Origin of the sequence: Streptomyces fodineus (assembly GCF_001735805.1) — a bacterium.
GTDB classification, from domain to species: domain Bacteria; phylum Actinomycetota; class Actinomycetes; order Streptomycetales; family Streptomycetaceae; genus Streptomyces; species Streptomyces fodineus.
Genome location: NZ_CP017248.1, coordinates 9,075,447 through 9,095,449, shown reverse-complemented (window position 1 = coordinate 9,095,449; position 20,003 = coordinate 9,075,447). Strand labels below are relative to the sequence as shown.

17 protein-coding genes are annotated in these 20,003 nt (G+C 73.1%); 11 read left to right on the top strand and 6 right to left on the bottom strand.

Annotated elements, in window-relative coordinates:
- The 3 genes from BFF78_RS39455 to BFF78_RS39445 all read left to right on the top strand — a co-directional run bounded on the left by BFF78_RS39455 (position 1) and on the right by BFF78_RS39445 (position 4,805).
- Complete coding sequence (locus BFF78_RS39455) at positions 1-1,374, top strand: maltokinase N-terminal cap-like domain-containing protein (protein ID WP_069782842.1); 1,374 nt, start codon at positions 1-3, stop codon at positions 1,372-1,374.
- A 4-nt stretch (positions 1,375-1,378) separates the two neighbouring features.
- Positions 1,379-3,625, top strand: a complete 2,247-nt coding sequence (gene glgB, locus BFF78_RS39450) for a 1,4-alpha-glucan branching enzyme (protein WP_069782841.1) — start codon at positions 1,379-1,381, stop codon at positions 3,623-3,625.
- A gap of 91 nt (positions 3,626-3,716) precedes the next feature.
- Complete coding sequence (locus tag BFF78_RS39445) at positions 3,717-4,805, top strand: glutamate--cysteine ligase 2 (RefSeq protein ID WP_069782840.1); 1,089 nt, start codon at positions 3,717-3,719, stop codon at positions 4,803-4,805.
- Positions 4,806-4,841: 36 nt separating this feature from the next.
- Here BFF78_RS39445 and BFF78_RS39440 read toward each other — a convergent pair whose 3' ends face one another.
- The gene (locus tag BFF78_RS39440; RefSeq protein ID WP_069782839.1) at positions 4,842-5,075 is read right to left on the bottom strand and encodes a DUF6480 family protein; all 234 of its coding nucleotides are present in this window, start codon (positions 5,073-5,075) and stop codon (positions 4,842-4,844) included.
- Between the two features lie 151 nt (positions 5,076-5,226).
- Here BFF78_RS39440 and BFF78_RS39435 point away from each other — a divergent pair, with 151 nt between their 5' ends.
- From BFF78_RS39435 to BFF78_RS39420, 4 genes are all read left to right on the top strand, one after another.
- Positions 5,227-7,122: an AMP-dependent synthetase/ligase gene (locus tag BFF78_RS39435; RefSeq protein WP_069782838.1), complete on the top strand. Its 1,896-nt coding sequence runs from the start codon at positions 5,227-5,229 to the stop codon at positions 7,120-7,122.
- A 162-nt stretch (positions 7,123-7,284) separates the two neighbouring features.
- Entirely contained in the window at positions 7,285-7,719 is a 435-nt protein-coding gene (locus tag BFF78_RS39430; protein ID WP_069782837.1) for an ATP-binding protein, read from the top strand.
- A 244-nt stretch (positions 7,720-7,963) separates the two neighbouring features.
- Entirely contained in the window at positions 7,964-9,322 is a 1,359-nt protein-coding gene (locus BFF78_RS39425) for an NAD(P)/FAD-dependent oxidoreductase (protein WP_069784098.1), read from the top strand.
- Positions 9,323-9,452: 130 nt separating this feature from the next.
- Positions 9,453-11,675, top strand: coding sequence for an FUSC family protein (locus BFF78_RS39420; protein WP_069782836.1), 2,223 nt, complete (start codon positions 9,453-9,455; stop codon positions 11,673-11,675).
- Between the two features lie 19 nt (positions 11,676-11,694).
- Here the strand turns inward: BFF78_RS39420 and BFF78_RS39415 are convergent, their stop codons facing one another.
- Positions 11,695-12,546, bottom strand: coding sequence for a SigB/SigF/SigG family RNA polymerase sigma factor (locus BFF78_RS39415; RefSeq protein ID WP_069782835.1), 852 nt, complete (start codon positions 12,544-12,546; stop codon positions 11,695-11,697).
- 234 nt (positions 12,547-12,780) lie between these two features.
- Complete coding sequence (locus BFF78_RS39410) at positions 12,781-13,218, bottom strand: ATP-binding protein (RefSeq protein WP_069782834.1); 438 nt, start codon at positions 13,216-13,218, stop codon at positions 12,781-12,783.
- A gap of 126 nt (positions 13,219-13,344) precedes the next feature.
- Between BFF78_RS39410 and BFF78_RS39405 the strand changes: the two genes are divergently transcribed.
- Entirely contained in the window at positions 13,345-13,587 is a 243-nt protein-coding gene (locus BFF78_RS39405; RefSeq protein ID WP_069782833.1) for a hypothetical protein, read from the top strand.
- A 283-nt stretch (positions 13,588-13,870) separates the two neighbouring features.
- Positions 13,871-14,329, top strand: a complete 459-nt coding sequence (locus tag BFF78_RS39400; protein ID WP_069782832.1) for a cyclic nucleotide-binding domain-containing protein — start codon at positions 13,871-13,873, stop codon at positions 14,327-14,329.
- A 1-nt stretch (position 14,330) separates the two neighbouring features.
- Here BFF78_RS39400 and BFF78_RS39395 read toward each other — a convergent pair whose 3' ends face one another.
- Positions 14,331-15,629, bottom strand: a complete 1,299-nt coding sequence (locus BFF78_RS39395; RefSeq protein WP_069782831.1) for an MFS transporter — start codon at positions 15,627-15,629, stop codon at positions 14,331-14,333.
- 97 nt (positions 15,630-15,726) lie between these two features.
- Entirely contained in the window at positions 15,727-16,344 is a 618-nt protein-coding gene (locus tag BFF78_RS39390) for a LysE/ArgO family amino acid transporter (protein WP_069782830.1), read from the bottom strand.
- A gap of 66 nt (positions 16,345-16,410) precedes the next feature.
- Between BFF78_RS39390 and BFF78_RS39385 the strand changes: the two genes are divergently transcribed.
- Positions 16,411-17,298, top strand: a complete 888-nt coding sequence (locus tag BFF78_RS39385; RefSeq protein WP_069782829.1) for a LysR family transcriptional regulator ArgP — start codon at positions 16,411-16,413, stop codon at positions 17,296-17,298.
- A 354-nt stretch (positions 17,299-17,652) separates the two neighbouring features.
- A complete protein-coding gene (locus BFF78_RS39380) occupies positions 17,653-17,910 on the top strand; it encodes a WhiB family transcriptional regulator (protein ID WP_069782828.1) in 258 nt (85 codons plus the stop codon).
- Positions 17,911-18,116: 206 nt separating this feature from the next.
- Here BFF78_RS39380 and BFF78_RS39375 read toward each other — a convergent pair whose 3' ends face one another.
- The gene (locus tag BFF78_RS39375) at positions 18,117-19,985 is read right to left on the bottom strand and encodes a sensor histidine kinase (protein WP_069782827.1); all 1,869 of its coding nucleotides are present in this window, start codon (positions 19,983-19,985) and stop codon (positions 18,117-18,119) included.
- Positions 19,986-20,003: the final 18 nt, after the last annotated feature.

Below are 20,003 nucleotides of genomic sequence, written 5' to 3'. Positions count from 1 at the left end.
ATGCCGAAGACCATCACCGCCGGGCCGAGAACCGCGGCCGGTCTCGACGGACCGCTGGCCTCGCTGGGCGGGCTGCTGCGCCACTGGCTGCCGATGCAACGCTGGTTCGCGGGCAAGGACCGGCCCGTCACGGATCTGTCGGTGCTGTCCGTGACCGAGCTGTTCCCGGGCTGTCTGCATCTGCTGGTGCACGCCTCGCACGCGCCCGTGCCCACGCCGGGCGGCACGTCCCCGCCCGGCGACTGCTACCAGCTGCTGCTCGGTCTGCGCGAACACCTCGCCCCGCGGCTGGAGCGGGCGTACCTCGGGCGGGCCGAGCAGGGTCCGTTCGCCGGGCTCGCGGTGTACGACGCACTCCACGATCCGCGCTCGGCCCATCTGCTGCTGGAGCGGCTGCGGCAGCCCGGCGCGGCGGGCCCGCTGCGCTTCGAGGCCGACATGGCCGCCCCTCTGCCCGGCGGTCTGCCGCCGCGTCTGCTGGACGCCGAGCAGTCCAACTCCTCGATCGTGTACGGCGACGCGTACATCCTGAAGGTCTTCCGCCGGATCCAGCCGGGCGTCAACCCGGACCTGGAGGTGACCGCGGCGCTGGCCGCGCAGGGCTGCCTGCGGGTGCCGGCACCGGTGGCCTGGTTCGAGACGACCGCGCCGCAGCCGGCCACGCTGGGCGTGCTGCAGCCGTTCCTGCCGGACGCGACCGACGGCTGGACGCTGGCCCTGCGCGCGCTCGCCGCCGGGGACGACTTCACCGCCGAGTCCCGTGAACTGGGCCGGGCCATGGCCGAGGTGCACCTCGCGCTGGCCGAGGCGTTCGGCCCGGCGGGGCCGGCCGGGCCGGGCGAGAACGGCCGTACGGCGCAGGCGATGTGCGCCCGGCTGGACGCGGCCGCACACGCCGTACCGGGGCTGCGGCCCTTCGTACCGGGGCTGCGGGCCGCGTTCGGGGCGCTCGCCACCTGCGACACCGGGCCGCCCGCGCAGCGCATCCACGGTGATCTGCACCTCGGGCAGGTGCTGCGGGCCGGCCGCGACTGGTTCGTCATCGACTTCGAGGGCGAGCCGTCCCGGCCGCTCGCCGAGCGGCGGGCCCCGCACTCCCCGGTGCGGGACGTGGCGGGGATGCTGCGCTCCTTCGACTACGCGGCCCGGCAGCGCCGCCCCTGGCGACCCGAATGGGCGCGCCGCTGCCGGGAGGCGTTCTGCGCGGGCTACGCGGCCCGTGCCGGCTGGGATCCACGCAAGAAGCACGCGCTGCTGCGCGCGCACGAGACGGACAGGGCGGTCTACGAGGTGCTGTACGAGGCAAGACACCGACCGGACTGGCTGCCGGTACCGATGGCGGCGATCAAGCGGCTCGCCGTGTGGGGAGGCTGACGTCATGGCTCTGCGCGACACCTCGCGCCCCGAGGCCGCCGGCCCCGCGCCGGCCCAGGCGATCCCTCCCCCGGACTCCGTCCGGGAGGACCTCTGCCTTCCTGCGCTCGACCCGGCCGACCGCGGCCGGCTGCTCGGCGGCGCCCACCACGATCCGCACGCCCTGCTGGGCGCCCACCCGGCCCCGGGCGGCACCCTGTTCCGGACGCTGCGCCCGAACGCGCGGTCGGTGAGCGTCGTCGCCGACGGGAAGCGGTACGCACTCCGGTCGGAGGGCGACGGTCTCTTCGCGGCCGTCCTGCCGTACCCGGAGATCCCCTCGTACACGCTGCTGGTGGCGTACGACGACGTCGAGCAGGAGGTGCACGATCCGTACCGTTTCCTGCCCGCCCTCGGCGAGCTGGACCTGCATCTGATCCGGGAGGGCCGGCACGAGCAGCTGTGGCAGGCGCTCGGCGCCGAGCCGATGACGCACCAGGGCGTGACCGGCACCCGCTTCACCGTGTGGGCGCCGAACGCCCAGGGGGTGCGGGTGGCCGGGGACTTCACGTACTGGGACGGCACGCAGTACCCGATGCGCTCGCTGGGCGCGTCCGGGGTGTGGGAGCTGTTCCTGCCCGGGATCGGTGAGGGCGCCCGGTACAAGTTCGAGATCACCTCGCGCTACGGCCACCGGTTCCTCAAGGCCGACCCGATGGCGCGGCGCACGGAGGTCCCGCCGGACACGGCGTCGGTCGTCGCGGTCTCGCGGTACGAGTGGGGCGACGCGGAGTGGATGGCCCACCGGGGCGACACGCCGGTGCACCAGGCGCCGTTCTCGGTGTACGAGGTCCATCTGCCGTCCTGGCGCCCGGGGCTGTCGTACCGTGAGCTGGCGGTGGAACTGCCCGCGTACGTCAAGGAGATGGGCTTCACGCATGTCGAGCTGATGCCGGTCGCCGGACATCCGTTCAGCGGTTCCTGGGGCTACCAGGTCACCTCCTACTACGCGCCGACGCCCCGCCTCGGCGCCCCGGACGACTTCAAGCACCTGGTGGACGCGCTGCACCGGGCCGGCATCGGCGTGATCATGGACTGGGTGCCGGCGCACTTCCCCAAGGACGACTGGGCGCTGGCCCGGTTCGACGGGGATCCGCTCTACGAGCCCGGGAACGCGACGCGCGCCGAGCACCCGGACTGGGGGACGTACGAGTTCGACTACGGCCGGATCGAGGTGCGCAACTTCCTCGTCGCCAACGCGGTGTACTGGTGCCAGGAGTTCCACATCGACGGGCTGCGGGTGGACGCCGTCGCCTCGATGCTCTACCTCGACTACTCACGGGACTCCGGCCAGTGGCAGCCGAACGTCTTCGGCGGGCGCGAGGACCTGGACGCCGTCGCCTTCCTGCAGGAGATGAACGCCACCGTCTACCGGCGCTGCCCGGGCGTGGTGACCATCGCCGAGGAGTCCACCGCCTGGGACGGGGTGACCCGGCCGACGGACAGCGGCGGGCTCGGCTTCGGGCTGAAGTGGAACATGGGCTGGATGCACGACTCGCTGCAGTACATCCAGAAGGAGCCGGTGCACCGCAAGTACCACCACAACGAGATGACCTTCTCGATGGTGTACGCCTACAGCGAGAACTACGTCCTGCCGATCTCCCACGACGAGGTCGTGCACGGCAAACAGGCGCTGGTGTCGAAGATGCCGGGCGACTGGTGGCAGCGGCGCGCCAATCACCGCGCCTATCTGGGCTTCATGTGGGCCCACCCGGGCAAACAGCTGTTGTTCATGGGGCAGGAGTTCGCCCAGGGGGCGGAGTGGTCCGAGCCGCACGGCCCCGAGTGGTGGCTGCTCGGCGACGACTACCACTCGGCCGGCGACCACCGGGGCGTGCGGGATCTCGTCCGGGATCTGAACATCCGGTACCGGGCGACGCCGGCGCTGTGGCAGCGGGACACCGACCCGGGCGGCTTCCGCTGGGTGCTGTGCGACGCGGCGGACGACAACGTCTTCGCGTTCCTGCGGTTCGCCGCCGACGGCTCTCCCCTGCTCGCGGTGTCGAACTTCTCCCCGGTCGTCCGGCACGACTACCGGCTGTGGGTCCCGGACGAGATTCCCGCCCGCGCCTGGCAGGAGGAGCTCAACACCGACGACGTCCGCTACGGCGGCGGCGGGGTCGGCAGCGGGGGGCCGCTGAAGCCCGAGGACGGTTTCCTCAAGGTCACGCTGCCGCCACTCGCCACCGTGTGGCTCGCGCCGGAGGACTGAAACCACAGGTGTCGGCGGCCCGCCCAGGGGCAGTCGGGGGGCGTACGGACCCACGACTGCCCTCGTGGGGAACACGGAAGGGTGGCACTACGTGCGCACCGTCGGAGTGGAGGAGGAACTCCTCCTGGTCGACCCGGACAGCGGCGACCCGAAGGCGCTGGCGGCTGCCGTCCTCGCCCATGTCGCCCAGGACGCTCCCGGGCAGCACGTGTTCGAGAAGGAGCTGTTCCGGCAGATGCTGGAGTTCGCCACGCACCCGCAGGCGGACATGGCGGCCCTCGGCGAGGAGATCGTGCGCTGTCGCAAGGAGGCGGCCCGGCACGCCGGGGAGCTGGGCTGCGCGGTCGCGGCGCTGGCCACCTCTCCCCTTCCGGTCAGCCCCTGCCTCAGCGTGAACGAGCGCTACCAGTGGCTGGCCGAGCACTATGGCATACCGACCTGGGAGCAGCTCGTGTGCGGCTGCCATGTGCATGTGTGCGTGGAGTCCGACGAGGAGGGCATCGCGGTCCTCGACCGGATCCGCCCCTGGCTCCCGGTACTGCGTGCGATCAGTGCGAACTCCCCGTTCTGGCAGGGGAAGGACACCAGCTACGCCAGCTATCGCAGCCGGGTGTGGAACCGCTGGCCGTCGGCCGGACCGACCGAGCCGTTCGTGTCGGCCGAGCGGTATCACCAGCGGGTGGCGGACATGGTGGCCACCGGTGCCCTGCTGGACAAGAGGATGGTCTACTTCGACGCGCGGCTGTCCGCCCGCTATCCGACCGTGGAGATCCGGGTGGCGGACGTGTGCCTGTGCGCGGACACCGCCGTGCTCATCGCGACGCTGACCCGCGCGCTGGTGGAGACGGCCGCACAGCACTGGCGGGCGGGCCGGCCGGCGCCCGGCCACAGCGTGAGCCTGCTGCGGCTCGCCGACTGGCAGGCCGCCCGGTTCGGCCTGGAGCAGGAGCTGCTCGACCCGGCGACCATGCAGCCCGGTCCCGCGCCGGGGGTGCTGCGCACACTGCTGGAGCACACCGGGGACGCGCTCACCGCCACCGGTGACGCCGAGCGCGCCGAGCACGGCGTCACCGAGCTGCTGCGCCGGGGCAACGGGGCACGCGAGCAACGTCGGCTGCTGGAGCGGGCCGGCAGCCTGCGAGGCGTCGTCACCGAGTGCGTACGGCACACCCAGGGCTGACCGCACCAGCCAGGCGATCGGCGTTGAGGCGTCCGGTCAGAGGATCAGCATCAGGGCGTACACCAGGAAGAACAGGGCGACCAGGACCACGAGGACGAGGATCAGCGTCAGCGGGGCCTTGGCCCAGCCCTTCGGCGGATTGTGCGTCTCCCGGGGCCCGGCCGCGGGCAGGCTGCTCTCGGCGGGCGGAGTCTCGCCGGGCGGTACCGAGCCGCCGGGCTCGAGACCGGTGGTGCGTTCCGGTTCCGGATCGGGGTTCACATGACTCATGTCTGCCGAGTCCCCAGGACACGGTCGCATCATCAGCCGATCACGACTTCCCCGTTCCATGCACCGAACGCGCTCCCCCTCGGCTACATTCGAGCACCGCCGACACTGAGCCGGTCGGCGGTGTGACCCTCCGTACATCCAGGAGCAGCGCATGCCCGACGTCGCCCTCGCTCCCGCCGTTACCCCGCTCACGGGCGGCCTCGCCGACAGCGTCTTCGACACCGCCGAGCGCGAGCCCGCCCTGCCGGTGCTCGCCCACCGCGCGGATCCGGCCGCCGCCGTCTGGCAGGAGGTGACGGCCGTCGAGCTGCGGGACGAGGTGGTCGATCTGGCCAAGGGGCTGGTCGCCGCCGGGATCTCCCCCGGGCACCGGGTGGCCCTGATGTCCCGCACCCGCTACGAGTGGACCGTGCTCAGCCACGCGCTGTGGGCCGTGGGCGCGGAGATCGTGCCGATCCACCCGGCCTCCTCACGCGACCAGGTCGAGTGGATCCTGCGGGACGCCGGCTGTGTCGCCGTGATGGTGGAGGACGAGCAGGGCGTCATGACCGTCGGCACGGTGTGCGCCCGGCTGCCGCGGCTGCGTCACGTCTGGCAGCTGGACGCGGGCGCGCTGCCCGAACTCGTCCGGCAGGGCGCGGTCGTGCCGTACACCACCGTGGAGTCGCTGCGCCGGATCGTGCTGCCGGATGCCACGGCGGCGGTCGTCTACACCTCGGGCACCTCCGGCCGTCCCCAGGGCTGCGCGCTGAGCCACCGCGGCCTGGCCTACCCCTGCGACACGCTGCTGGCCGGCTGGCGGCACACCGCGGCCCTGCCGGGCGAACAGCCGTCCGTGCTGGCCTTTCTGCCGTTCTCCCATGTGTACGGCATCATGATCATGCTGATGTGTGTGCGCGGCGGCGTCCTGATGGGGCACGAGCCGGAGCTGACGGAGGCGTCGCTGGCGTCGGCGCTGGGCACGTTCCGGCCGACGTACCTGTACGGCGTGCCGTCGCTGTTCGAGAAGCTCTACAAGAAGTTCGTACGGACGGCCGAACAGACGGGCCGGGGTGCCCTGTTCGAGCGGGCCGCGCAGACCGCGCGGGACTTCGCCGCGGCCGAGGAGCGCCACCGGCTGGGCACCGGGCCGGGTCCCGGGTTCGAGCTGAGGCTGCAACACGCCCTGTACGAGCGGACGGTGTACCGCAGGCTGCGCGCCGCGCTCGGGGGGCGGGTGCTGCGCGGCACGTCCGGCGGCTCCTCGCTCGGCCGCGAACTGAGCCTGTTCTACGCGGGCATCGGCATCTTCGTCCACGACGGGTACGGCCTCACCGAGGCCTCCGGCGGGATCACCATGCAGCCGCTCGGCCGGGAGAAGTCCGGGACGGTCGGCCGGCCGCTGCCGGGCACCGAGGTCCAGGTGGCCGACGACGGGGAGATCCTGGTGCACGGTCCCTCGGTGTTCCAGGGCTACATCGGCGACGAGCAGGCGACGCGGGCCGCGCTGCGCGGCGGCTGGCTGGCCACCGGGGACATCGGGCGGCTGGACTCGGAGGGCTATCTGACGATCACCGGGCGCAAGAAGGACATCCTCGTCACCAGCGGCGGCAAGAGTGTCGCCCCGGCCCCGCTGGAGCAGCGGCTGCGCATGCATCCGCTGGTCCACCAGGCGGTCGTGATCGGCGACGACCGGCCCTGCGTCGGCGCCCTGATCACCCTGGACCCGGACTTCCTCGCGCACTGGCGGGCCGCCCTGGCGCTCCAGGGCGACAGTCCGGGCCGGGAGACGCGTGAGGAGAACGCGCTGCGGGAGGAGATCGCGCGGGCCGTCGCCTCCGCGAACAGCACGGTGTCCCGCGCCGAGTCCATCCGGGTCTACCGCGTCCTCCAGGAGCCGTTCGCCCCGGACAACGGGCTGCTCACCCCGTCGATGAAACTGCGCCGGGACGCGATCGTGCGGCACTATGCCGCCGAGATCGAGGCGATGTACCTGGCACGGTCCCGGGCGGCGCGGGGCCCGCAGGAACCGGCGGACTGGGACGAACCGGACGACGTCTTCCGCTGACCTCCGCCGGGCACACGCCCCCTCGGCGACCCGGAACCGGGACGGGCCGGATAGCACCCCCGGCCTCGGGGAACTCACAAGCGCAGAAGGAGTACCAGACCTACGACCGTGCTGGCCGGCGGGCCGCGAAGGCCATGACCGTCCGGGACCGGGGATTGCGAGATCACGACGGAGCCGCGTGGGAACGACACACCGCCTTCGGAGGACGGGTACGAGCGCACCTTCTCCTTCGCGGGTGAGTTGCGCAACGTCACGGAGGCGCGGCTGGCCGCGGAGGAGTTCCTGCGCGCCCTCGCCACGCGGACGCCGCCGGCCGCGCACGAGTACTGGGACGACATACTGCTGGTCGTGACGGAGCTGGCCGCCAACGTGATCCAGTACGCGCCCGGCCCGTTCGGGCTGCGGATGCGCCGCACCTTCGACGGCGTGCACGTGACGATGCACGACACGAGCACGACCAAGCCCGAACCGCGGCCCTTCCATCCGCGCACGGGCGGTGGCGGCATCGGCTGGCACCTGGTGCACACGCTGTGCACGCAGGTCAGCGTGGTGGTCGACGACGAGGGCAAGGACATCCACGTGTTCCTGCCCTGGTGACGCCGGGTGGATCGGTGGTCGCCCGTGGTCGCGGCAGGTGTGCTCCGTGTGCGCGTACGACGTGTATGTGTGCGACAACCGGTTACTCCACCCCCGTGTGGGGGCATGCTGGTGCCCACGCGTTCGTCTGCCTGCCGCACCCGGCTCGCGCGGCGTTTCGGGACACGGTGGGATCGGGGTGGTGCGCACCGGTCCGGGGCAGGCGAACGGCGTCGAGTCGGACCGCCTGGAGCCGCAGAAAGGGATGAACACCGTGACACGACCCAGGATCCTGGTGGTTGGCGCAGGCTTCGCCGGAGTCGAGTGTGTGCGCCGCCTGGAGCGGAAGCTCGCTCCCGCCGAGGCCGACGTCACCCTGGTGACGCCGTACGCCTACCAGCTGTACCTGCCCCTGCTGCCCCAGGTCGCCTCCGGCGTGCTCACGCCGCAGTCGATCGCCCTGAGTCTGCGCCGCAGCAAGAAGTACCGCACCCGGATCATCCCGGGCGGCGCGATCGGCGTGGACCTGAAGGCCAAGGTGTGCGTCGTCCAGACCATCACCGACAAGATCGTCAACGAGCCCTACGACTACATCGTGCTGGCGCCCGGCAGCGTGACCCGCACCTTCGACATCCCGGGGCTGACCGAGCACGCCTTCGGGATGAAGACCCTCGCCGAGGCCGCCTACATCCGCGACCACGTCATCACGCAGCTCGATCTCGCGGACGCCAGCGACGACCCGGCCGAGCGCGCCGCACGGCTGCAGTTCGTGGTGGTCGGCGGCGGTTACGCCGGCACGGAGACCGCCGCCTGTCTGCAACGGCTGACGCACGCCGCCGTACAGCGCTACCCGCGCCTGGACCCCGGCCTGATCAAGTGGCATTTGATCGACATCGCGCCCAAGCTGATGCCGGAGCTGGGCGAGAAGCTCGGCCGCAGCGCGCAGGAGATCCTGGGGCGGCGCGGCATCGAGGTGTCGCTGGGCGTGTCTCTCGACAAGGCCGGCGCGGAGGAGGTCACCTTCACCGACGGCCGGGTGGTGCCGACGCACACGCTGATCTGGACGGCCGGTGTGGTGGCCAGCCCGCTGATCGGCACGCTCGGCGCGGAGACGGTCCGCGGCCGGCTGGCGGTCACCGCCGAGATGACGCTGCCCGGCCATGACGGCGTGTTCGCGCTCGGGGACGCGGCCGCCGTGCCCGACGAGGCCAAGGGCGAGCCGGGCGCGGTCTGCCCGCCCACCGCGCAGCACGCCATGCGGCAGGGCAAGAAGGCCGCCGACAACGTCATCGCGACCCTGCGGGGCCGGCCGCTGATCCCGTACGTGCACCGCGACCTCGGTCTCGTCGTCGACCTCGGCGGCAAGGACGCGGTGTCCAAGCCGCTCGGCATCGAGCTGCGCGGGGTGCTGGCCCAGGCGGTGGCCCGCGGCTACCACTGGTCGGCGCTGCGCACCAATGTCGCCAAGACCCGGGTGATGACCAACTGGCTGCTGAACGCGGTGGCCGGCGACGATTTCGTCCGCACCGGCTTCCAGGCCCGCAAGCCCGCCCGGCTGAAGGACTTCGAGTTCACCGATTCGTATCTGACACCGGAACAGGTACGGGCCCGGGTGGAAGGCTAGGGCGCCGAGCCGCCCCTGGCCGAGGGCAGGTGGTCCGGGCCGTCGTGCGATGCTGGGGGCGGAGATCGATTTCCGGCACGGGAGAGAGCGCGGCGGCGTGGGCACAGCGGGACGACCTGGGCGGCTACGGATGTGGGACCGGCTCGCGGCGTCCGATCCCGGGCTGCTGCGGCTCACCGCGGGAGCGCGCACGGTCACCGCGATCGCGCTCACCCTCGCCGTCCTGGCCGCCCTGCGGGTGCCGGTGCCCCAGCTGGTCGCCGGCGCCATGGCGGCGATGGTGTCGACCTTCGCCGTCCAGGAGAAACAGCGCCCGGCGCAGGCAGTGACCCTCGCGCTCGGCCTGCCGGTGGCGCTGGCGTCGGTGTCGCTGGGCGCGCTGCTGAACCAACGGGTGGTCGCCGGGGACCTGTTCTTCGTCGCCCTCATCTTCTGCGCGGTCTACGGCCGCCGGTTCGGCGACCGCGGCACGGCACTCGGCCTGATCGGGTTCCAGGTCTACTTCCTCTCCCTGTTCGTACACGCGACCGGCTCCGCACTGCCCGCGCTGTACGGCGTGATCTGCGTGGCGTTCGTGTGCAGCGCCACCGCGCGCTTCGTGCTGCTGCCGCAGACCCCGGCGGGCACCCTGGACCGGCTGCGGCGGGCCTTCCGCGCCCGGCTCGCGCAACTGATCGCCGTCCAGGCCGAGTTGCCGGACGCCGGTCCCGACGACGTGGAGAAGGTCCTGGAGGACCTGCGCACCGCGACCGCGCGGCTGCACGAGACGGCGCTGATGATCCAGGGGCGGCTGGAGGACGGCACCTCCGACGCCGCCGTGGCCCGGCTGCTGCAGCGCCGCATCGCCGATGCCGAGATCGCCTCCGAGCGGCTCGGACTGCTGCTGCTCACCGCCCGCAGCGCCGAGCGGACCGACACCCTGACCCTGCATCTGCCGGGCGCCGCGCTGCCCTTGGGCGGTGAGCTGCCGGTACGGGACGAGGCGACGGCGGCGCTGCACCGGGACCTGCAGGCGCTGCGGCTGCTGATGCTGCGGCCGGTCGGCGAGGCCAGGGGCACCGCGCTCGCCCAGGTGCGCAACCGGCTGCTCGGCTACCGCGAGGAGGAGAACCTGCCCAAGGCCTCCCCGGCCGTGCAGGACGTCTTCCGGGGTCTCGGCGAGGCCGCGAGGGCCGCGCTGGGTCTGCGGCTGGCGCTGGACGGGCCGCAGGACGAGTCCGACGACAGCCCGGCGACCATCCGCTCGCGCGAGGAGCTGGACGCCGAGGACGCCGCGATCGAGGCGGGCGAGGAGGCCGCGGCCGAGGAGCCGCAGCCGACCGGTCTGCAGCGGCCCACGACACGGGCCGCGGTCCAGGTGGCCGTCGGCTCCGCGCTGGCCATCGCCGGCGGCGAGCTGCTGTCCAGTCAGCGCTGGTACTGGGCGGTGCTGACCTGCTGGATCGTGTTCCTGAACACCGCCTCGACCGGCGAGATCCTGGTGAAGGGCTACCGGCGGCTGCTGGGTACGGTGCTCGGTGTGGTGGCCGGCATCGCTCTGGCCGGGCTGGTCGGGCACCACACGTGGACGGCGTTCGCGCTGGTGCTGGTGTTCATCTTCGCGATGTTCTACACCGCGCCGCTGTCGTACACGCTGATGTCGTTCTTCGTCACGGCGATGCTGGGGCTGCTGTACACGCTGCTGAACACCTACAGCATGGCGGTGCTGGTGCTGCGGGTGGAGGAGACGGCGCTCGGCGCGGCCTGCGGGGTGATCGCGGCGGCGGTGGTGCTGCCGGTCCGCACCGACCGCCGTACCAACGAACTCCTCGTCACGGTCCTCGACCGGCTCGCCGATGTCACGCGGGCCGCCGTGGACCAGCTGAGCGGCGGGGCGGGCGCCGATCTGGTGGAGCAGGCGCGCGATCTGGACCAGGCGCTGGCCGATCTGCGCGGGGCCACCCAGCCGCTGACCCATCCGATCACCCCGCTGCGCTCCCGCCGGGACACCGCCCGGTACGTGGTGGCGCTGCTGGAGACGTGCGCGTACCACGGGCGGTCGCTCGCGGCCACGGCCGAGCTGCTGCCGACGCATCCGTCGATAGCGGCGGATCCCCGGCTGCGCGGGGCGTGCGCGCGGATCGTGCACAACATCGAGGCCATCGCCGCGCATGTCGCCGACCCGCGGGCCACGGCGGAGATCGAGACCGGCTCCAGCATCGCCTCGATGCTGGAGCCGGGAACCCCGCGCACCCCGCGCTACGGCCGGGTCACCGACCGGGTGCTGCGCCATCTGCAGCGGCTGGACGAGGCGGTCTCGGGCCTGGCCCGGCCGCTGGGCCTCACCACGGAGGCGGCCCGGCCCAGGAAGTGAGGGCCCGTCGGCCGCGCTCTCATGCCGGTCCGCCCCCGCACACGCGCCGCCCCATGGCCTCGGCACGGACGCGGGCGCAGCTGCGGCTGATCAGCCGGGACACGTGCATCTGGGAGATGCCCAGCCGGTCGGCGATACGGCTCTGGGTCATGTCCTCGAAGAAGCGCATGTAGAGGATGGCCCGCTCCCGCTCGGGCAGCCGGCGCAGCCCCTCCTTGGCGGCCTCGCGGTCGACGACGACGTCGTAGGAGGAGTCGGCCGCGCCGAGGGTGTCGGCGAGGCTGTAGCCGTCGTCTCCGGCGGACAGTTCGGCGTCCAGGGACAGGGTGCTGAAGCTCTCCAGGGCCTCCACGCCCGCGCCGACCTCCTCCTCGGTGAGGCCGGTGTGGGCGGCCATGGCGGCGAGGGTGGGTTCGGGGCTGCCGGGGTGCTGGGTGAGTTCGCGGCGGGCCACGCGCACCCGGTTGCGCAGCTCCTGGACCCGGCGCGGCACCCGCAGGGCCCACATCCGGTCCCGGAAGTGCCGCTTGACCTCACCGGTGATGGTCGGCACGGCGTAGCTCTCGAAGGCCCCGCGGGACGGGTCGAACCGGTCGATGGCCTTCACCAGGCCCAGCGCGGCCACCTGCCGCAGGTCCTCGACGGACTCGCCGCGGTCGCGGAAGCGGCCGGCGATCCGGTGGGCCATGGGCAGCCAGGCGGCGACGAGGTCGTCGCGTACGGCGTTCCGCTCGGGGCCGTCGTCCAGTCCCGCCAGCCGGGCGAACAGCTCGGCGGTGTCGGGGGCGTCGTCATGAGGCCGCCGCGCCGGTGCGGCGGCGGAGTGTGTGCCGGGCGTGCCGGTACGGCTCGTCGACGTGTCGGTCAGCATGCGGAATCGCTCCTGAACGTGGTTTCGGGGCACAGCGCCGGAACGAGGTTCCGGGGCCCTGCCCGAACGGTGGTGTCAGGGTTCGCCGCGGGTGCTCAGCCCGGTCCGCCGGGAGGGGGACCCAGGCAGTCGTACGGTTCCCGCTGGGCGCGCGCCTCCGGTCCGAAGCACGAGATTCCACCTGCCCCTCACTCCGGGGAGCAAACACCGCACGGGCGGAACTTCCAGGTGGATTCAGTGGTGCAGCGGTACGACGACCGTGATGCGCTTGCCCCCGCAGGGCAGCTCCGCGACCCGTACGTCCCGTGCCAGCCGGCACACGATGGGCCAGCCGCGGCCGCCGACCCGGGCGTGGCCGCCGTCGTCGGCGGGCGGTGCGGCCACCGGCAGCGCGTCACTGCGGTCGCTCACCGACACCCGTACGCCGCCGGAGTCGACGTCGACGTCGAAGCCGGTGATGCCGCCGCCGTGCAGGATGGCGTTGGTGGTGAGTTCCGAGGTGACCAGCAGGGCGTCCTCCATGGCCTCGGCACCGCACGGGAGGGCGCGGGCCCGGCACCGTTCGGCCACCACGCGCTGCACTTTCCTGCGGGCGTCGGCCGGCCGGCACGGCAATCGGCACGCCGTTTGCGGCCGCGTCGCGCAGGAGCTCATCCGGAGCTTGTCACGCATCCCTGCCTCCCTGAGCGAGGACCGGATTGCCAGGCCCTCTTCCCTTTTCGGCTGACCGTCATCGACGCCCTCAAACACGGTCGGTGCGCCTGTCATCACCGCGGGACTCGTGGGTACCTGGCGGGTATGACCGATGTCGTGGACGCGGACGAACTACTGCGGCGCCTCCAGCGCGGCCGGCAGCGCGCGACCGAGGAGGAACGGGCCTGGCGGGAACGTGCACAGGCCCTGACGGCGACGGATCCGGACGGCGCACGGGAGGCGGCGGCCCGGGCGTGGGCGTTCGAGGCGGTGGGGCGGGTGCTGACGGAGATCGTCTGCCCCGGCGGGCCGCCGCCCACGGCCGAGGGCGTGAAACAGGTCACCTGACCCGCTCCTGATTGGCCGAACATCCGCCAGATGGTTTATCGTTCATACATACGTGGCGCCCCTGAGGTGACCGGAACCGTCCTTCCTCCCTCCCCCGCGCCACCGCATACGGCCCTGGCTGGTTTCCCCCGTCCAGCCAGGGCTTCTTGCTGCCCGGAACCGGCACCGGCGCCGGGACCCCGGCGAGGAAATCCGGGTCCTTCGAGGTGCCCACAGGGGCGGCAGCGGCTGAAATGGGCATAGCGAAAGCACCCGAACCGCCGCCGGTGAGGAGCCCCGCGCCATGACCAAAGCGATAAAACTGCTGACCGCCCTGCCTCAGGCGCAACGTGAGCGCCTGATGGAACTGGCCGAGGAGGTCTCTTTCCCGGAGGACACCCGCATCTTCGAGGCGGGCGGCACCGCCGACCGGTTCTGGGTGATCCGTTCGGGGGCGGTCCACCTGGACACGCAGGTCACCGCCCGGCAGCGGGTGACGGTGGCCACGCTCGGCGCGGGCGACCTGCTCGGCTGGTCCTGGCTGTTCCCGCCGTACCAGTGGGACTTCGGCGCGGTGGCCTTCAGCAACGTACGGGCCTACGAGTTCGACGGGCCCTCCGTGCTCGCGGTGTGCGTGGAGGATCCGCTGCTCGGGCTCTCGCTGGTGCGCACGGTGGCCGAGATCCTCGCCAACCGCCTGGAGACCACCCGGGGCAAGCTGATGGACCAGTACGCCATCCAGCGGCGCACCGGCCCGCTGTAGTTCAGATCCGGTAGCGGCGCAGCGCCGGTACGGCCGCGGCCAGCGCGAGCATCACGACGACGACCAGGGCGCCGCCGCCCGCCACCGCGGCACGCGGGCCGAACACCGAGCCGGCCGTGCCGTGCAGCACGTCGGCCAGCCGCGGCCCGCCCGCGACGACCACCGTGAACACGCCCTGCATCCGGCCGCGCATCTCGTCGGTCGCCGCCGACAGCAGGATCGCCCCGCGGAACACCATCGAGACCATGTCGGCGACGCCGGCCGCGGCGAGGAAGGCCAGCGCCACCCAGAGGTTGCCGCTCAGCCCTGACCCGGCGATGGCCACACCCCAGCCGACGACCGCCCCGATGACCATCCAGCCGTGCCGGCGGGCCCGGGAGAACACCCCGGAGAACAGACCGCCGAGCACCGCGCCGACCGGGATGCCGGCGAAGAGCACGCCGAGCGCGAGCCCTTCGCCGTAGGAGTGGTAGGTCTGCGCGGCCAGCTGCGGGAACAGGGCCCGGGGCATGCCGAGGACCATGGCGACGATGTCCGCCAGGAAGGACAGCAGCAGCACCTTGTGCCGGGATATGTACCGGAACCCGGCGGCTATCTCGCGCATCCCGGCCCGGCGGGCGGCGACCGCGCCGAGCGGTGGCAGCGCGGGCAGCCGGAAGACGGCCCACACGGTCACGCACAGTGCCACGGCGTCGATGAGGTACAGCTCGGGCAGCCCGATGACCGGGATCAGCACACCGGCGAGCAGCGGACCCGCCACCAGGCCGGTCTGCATCACGGTGGAGCCGAGCGCGTTGGCCGCCGGCAGTTGCCCGGCCGGGACCAGCCGGGCGATGGAGGCGTTGCGGGCGGGGGAGTTGAGCCCGAAGAACGCCTGCTGCAGGGCGAGCAGCACCATCAGTACGACGACCGAGTCCAGCCCGGTGACGGCCTGCGCCCAAAACAGCAGCGAGGTCACCGCGATGCCGGAGTTGGTGACCAGCAGCAGCTTGCGGCGGTCCACGGTGTCGGCGACCGCGCCTCCCCACAGGGCGAACGCCACCATGGGCACGAGGCCGGCCAGGCTGGCGTAGCCGACCCAGGCGGAGGAGTGCGTGATGTCGTAGATCTGCTTGGGCACGGCGACGGCGGTGAGCTGGCTGCCGACGGCGGTGACGATGGTCGACGTCCACAGGCGCCGGTAGGCGGGGATGCTCAGGGGCCGGGTGTCCATCGCCCAGCGGCGCCAGCCGCGCCGGGGCGGGGCCGCCGTGTCCGGCGCGGAGCCGGGATCGGTGGTGCTGCTCTCGCTCGTGTCCACGGGTGTCCTGTTGCCGGTAGAGGTTGCTGGCTACATCTTTTCGGTTCGCGAGCCTAACTATCTCAGCAACCACGGGTGCGCGACGAACGGGTTCTGCTCAGGATCCGGCCAGGAGCGTGGCGCCGAGCGCCAGCATGGTGACGGCGACCAGGCCGTCCAGGACCCGCCAGGCCGCCGGCCGGGTCAGGAAGCGGCCGAGCAGCCGGGCGCCGAAGCCGAGCGCGGCGAACCAGCACAGGCTGGCGAGCGCGGCGCCGAGTCCGAAGGTCCAGCGCAGCGCGCCCCGGTCGGCGGCGAGGGAGCCGAGCAGGAAGACGGTGTCCAGGTAGACATGCGGATTGAGCCAGGTCATCGCCAGACAGGTGAGCACCGCCCGGCGGCGGGAGCCCGCGGCCTCCCCCTCGGTGCTCAGTCCGGCCGCGGCGGGCCTGAGCACCCGGCGGGCGGCGAGGGCGCCGTAGCCGAGCAGGAAGGCACCGCCGACGATCCCGACCGCGCGGACCGCGCCCGGCCAGGCCACCACGACGGCCCCGACCCCGCCTACGCCGAGCGCGATGAGCACCGCGTCGGACAGGGCGCATATGCCCACCACGGCGAGGACCGCGTCCCGGCGCACCCCCTGCCGCAGGACGAAGGCGTTCTGGGCGCCGATGGCGATGATCAGGGAGAGGCCGCTGCCGAATCCGGCGGCCGCGGCGGTCAGTGCGTGGTTCATGCGTCGAACCTAAGAAGGATCCCTCACCCGAGTCCAGCTAAAGATTCTTACGTATCCTTAGCGCTTGTGATGACGGAGCTTCCCCTGGACCAGGTGCGGACGCTGCTCGCCGTGGTGGACGAGGGCACCTTCGACGCCGCCGCGGCCGCCCTGCATGTGACGCCGTCTGCGGTCAGCCAGCGGGTCAAGGCGCTCGAACAGCGCACCGGCCGGGTGCTGCTGCAGCGCACCAAACCGGTACGGCCCACGGAGTCGGGCGCGGTGCTGGTGCGGTACGCCCGGCAGCTGGCCCGGCTGGAGCGGGACGCCTGGGGTGAGCTGGGGCTGAGCGGTGCCGGGGAGCCGACGCGGGTGTCGGTGGCGGTGAACGCGGACTCACTGGCGACCTGGTTCCTGCCGGCGCTGACCCGCGTGGCGGGCCTCTGCTTCGAACTGCACCGGGAGGACGAGGACCACACCGCCGCCCTGCTGCGCGAGGGCCTGGTGATGGCGGCCGTGACCACCGCGTCCGATCCGGTGCCGGGCTGCACCGTCCGGCCGCTCGGGCGGATGCGCTATCTGCCCACCGCCGCACCGGAGTTCACCGCGGCCCACCTGCGCGGACGGCCCCTCGCGGACGCGCTGCCCGAGGCCCCCGTCGTGGTTTTCGACCGCAAGGACGACTTCCAGGACGGCTTCGTACGCCGGCTGGGCGGTGGCTCCGCCGGCCCGCTCCGGCACCTCGTGCCCACCTCGGAGGGCTTCCTGGACGCGGTCGTCGCGGGGCTCGGCTGGGGCATGGTGCCGGAGGTGCAGGCCGGCCCGCTGCTGGCGGCGGGCCGGCTGGTGCTCCTCGCGGCCGGGGAATGGATGGACGCCACGCTGTACTGGCAGCAGTGGCGGCTCGACTCCCCCGCGCTGGCCGCACTGGCCGAGGCGGTGACCGCGACGGCGGCCGAGGCGCTGCGCCGCTGACGGTCACGTCACGGTTCATCCGTTTCGCCCCATCCGAAGCGCCGTGCGCAGTACCGTGGTCGGGCGGTGGCGCGGCGGACGGCGGTTCCTCGCCGGTGCTCGCCTCCAACTCCGCGCCGCCGGTGCCCGGTCGGGCAGGGGTGTCCGCGGCCCGGTGGCCCCTCCGCCCCGTTCCCCGGCCTGTGTTGAGCGCGCACGGCTCGCTCCGGGCCGCACGCGCGCCCGTGACCGGATCCCGGCGGTCGCGTGATCCGGCGCCGGATGCGCCGTTTCACAGCGCTCCCATCGGTCACCCGCACCCGAGTACGCATTCGACAGGCACGGACGACTTCGATCCGATCCAGGGAGACTTCGATGGAGAACTGGCGCGACCATGCCGCGTGCCGTCACGAGGACCCCGACCTGTTCTTCCCCATTGGCACCACCGGTCCTGCGCAGGTCCAGACCCAGCGCGCCAAGACGGTCTGCGGGCACTGCCCCGTCCGGGAACCGTGCCTCGACTGGGCGCTGGAGACGGGCCAGGGCATCGGCATCTGGGGCGGGACGACCGAGCTGGAGCGCCGTACCCTGCACCGCCGCGCCCGCTCCGGGCAGCGCTCCGTCCGGCCCTGACCCCCACGGCCCCGGGCCTCGGCGACCGCCGCGGCACATGGTCCCCCACTCCCGCTCCTGCCGGGCCACTTCGGCCCCGCCCGCGTCGATCGCCTCGTCCGCGAGCCGGCACGGCGGCTCGGTCCCCGACGCCGAACGGATCGGCCGACCGGCCGGGCATGAGTACGCCGGTGAGCGCGTCGCTGCGCGCGGGATACCGGAGGCGGTCAGGTGCCGTCCGTGGGTGGGCCGGCCGCGGGCAGCCGCAGGATGAAGACCGCGCCCTCGCCGGGCTCGCTCGCGGCGTCGGCCATGCCTCCGTGGGCGGCGACGAGATGGCGCACGATCGGCAGGCCCAGGCCGCTGCCGCCGGTGCGCCTGCTGCGGGACTTCTCCGCGCGCCAGAACCGGTCGAAGACGTGCGGAAGGTCCTCGGGCGCGATGCCCGCGCCGGTGTCGGTGACAGTGAGGACGACATCGGGGCCCTCCCGGCGTGCGGCGAGCGTGATCGTGCCGTCGGCCGGGGTGTGCCGCAGCGCGTTGGAGACCAGGTTGCCGAGGGCCTGCCGCATGCGTACCGGGTCGGCGTCCAGCCAGGCCGCGGCGTCGGCGTCGGTGCGCAAGGCGACCCCGGCGGCGCCGGCGGCGACCCGGTGGGCGGCGGCGACCTGGTCCAGCAGATCGGCGGCGCGCAGCGGCTCGCGGTGCAGGCGCAGGGTGCCGGCGTCGGCGGCGGCGAGGTCCTGCAGGTCGTCGATGATCCGCTGCAGCACGAGCGCCTCCTCGTGCAGCGAGTCCAGCAGCGGCGGGTCGGGCTGGACGACTCCGTCGCGGACGACCTCCAGCCAGCCGCGGATGTTGGTGAGCGGGCTGCGCAGCTCGTGCGCGATGTCGCTGACCATCGCCTTGCGCTGGGCCTCCAGGCGTTCGCGGCGCTCGGTCAGGTCGTTGAAGGCCTCGGCGAGGATGCCGGTCTCGTCGCGGGTGGTCACCGGGACCCGTACGTGCAGTTCGGGCGGCGCCCCCGCGGCCTCGGTCAGCGCGCGCAGCGGCCGTACCAGGCGGATGGCTACGACGGCGGTCACGGCGACGGTGACCGCGAGGACCAGTCCGGCCGCGCCAATCACCTTGGCCTTGTTGGCCGGGGACATGTCGAAGCGGGAGGGGTTCTGGTCGCCGATGCCGAGGAACAGGTCGGCCACCGGGGCGACGTAGGGCTGCAGTTGGGTGCGCCGGGCGGTCAGGATGCAGTGCTGGGCGGCCCGCGCCGTCGCGTTCTTGCCCGCTGCGGCGTACTTGGCGACGAGGTAGCCGCCGCCGAAGGGGTCCTTGCCGCTGGGGTCCAGGGTGAGGAACAGCTGCCCGCCCAGGTCCAGGCCGGACTGTTTCAGGCAGGGCCTGGCGAGGTCGGTGAGGTCGGCCAGGGCCTTGCCTTCCGTCGGGGTGGGCGTGTTGAGCTGTCCGTCCTCGCACACCGCCGCGCCGTAGCCGCCGGGGTCGGTGCCGTCCGGGACGGAGACCACGGGCCGCCCGCCCGCCGTGCGGACGACACTCGCCTGGAGGCCGTAGCGCTCGTAGCACCGCTTGCGCCTGGCGGCCAGCGTGTCCAGGTTCGCGCGCTCCTGCGCCGGCAGCAGGTAGGGACCGACCACGCGCGGGTCGATGCCGCTGAGCTGGGCTCCGGTCTCGCTGTAGGTGTCGGTGCGCAGCGGGTCGACGGTGGCGGCGGGCCGGGGCGGCAGCGGGGTGCCGCGGGGCGCGGAGTCGGCGACGAGGGTGCGGTCGGGGGTGGTGAGCGCGATGCGGCGTCCGGTCTCGGCGGCCAGCCGGCGGACGGTGCGCCGGACGTCCGTCCAGTCGGAGTGGGTGGCGGCATAGCCGCTGAGCCGGGCCAGGATGCTGTTGTCGGCGGCCAGATCCTGACCCTGTTCCTCCTTCAGGGCGCTGGTCGTCGTCGTGACCGCGAGCCAGGCGGTGGCGGCCACCGAGCAGACGGCGATCAGGGCGGAGACGAACAGCAGCCGGACGAGCAGCCGTTTGCGCAACGGAATCCGGCCCCGCGCCTCCCGACCGACGCCGCCCGGCCCACGCTGCACGCGCGTACCCGGCCGGAC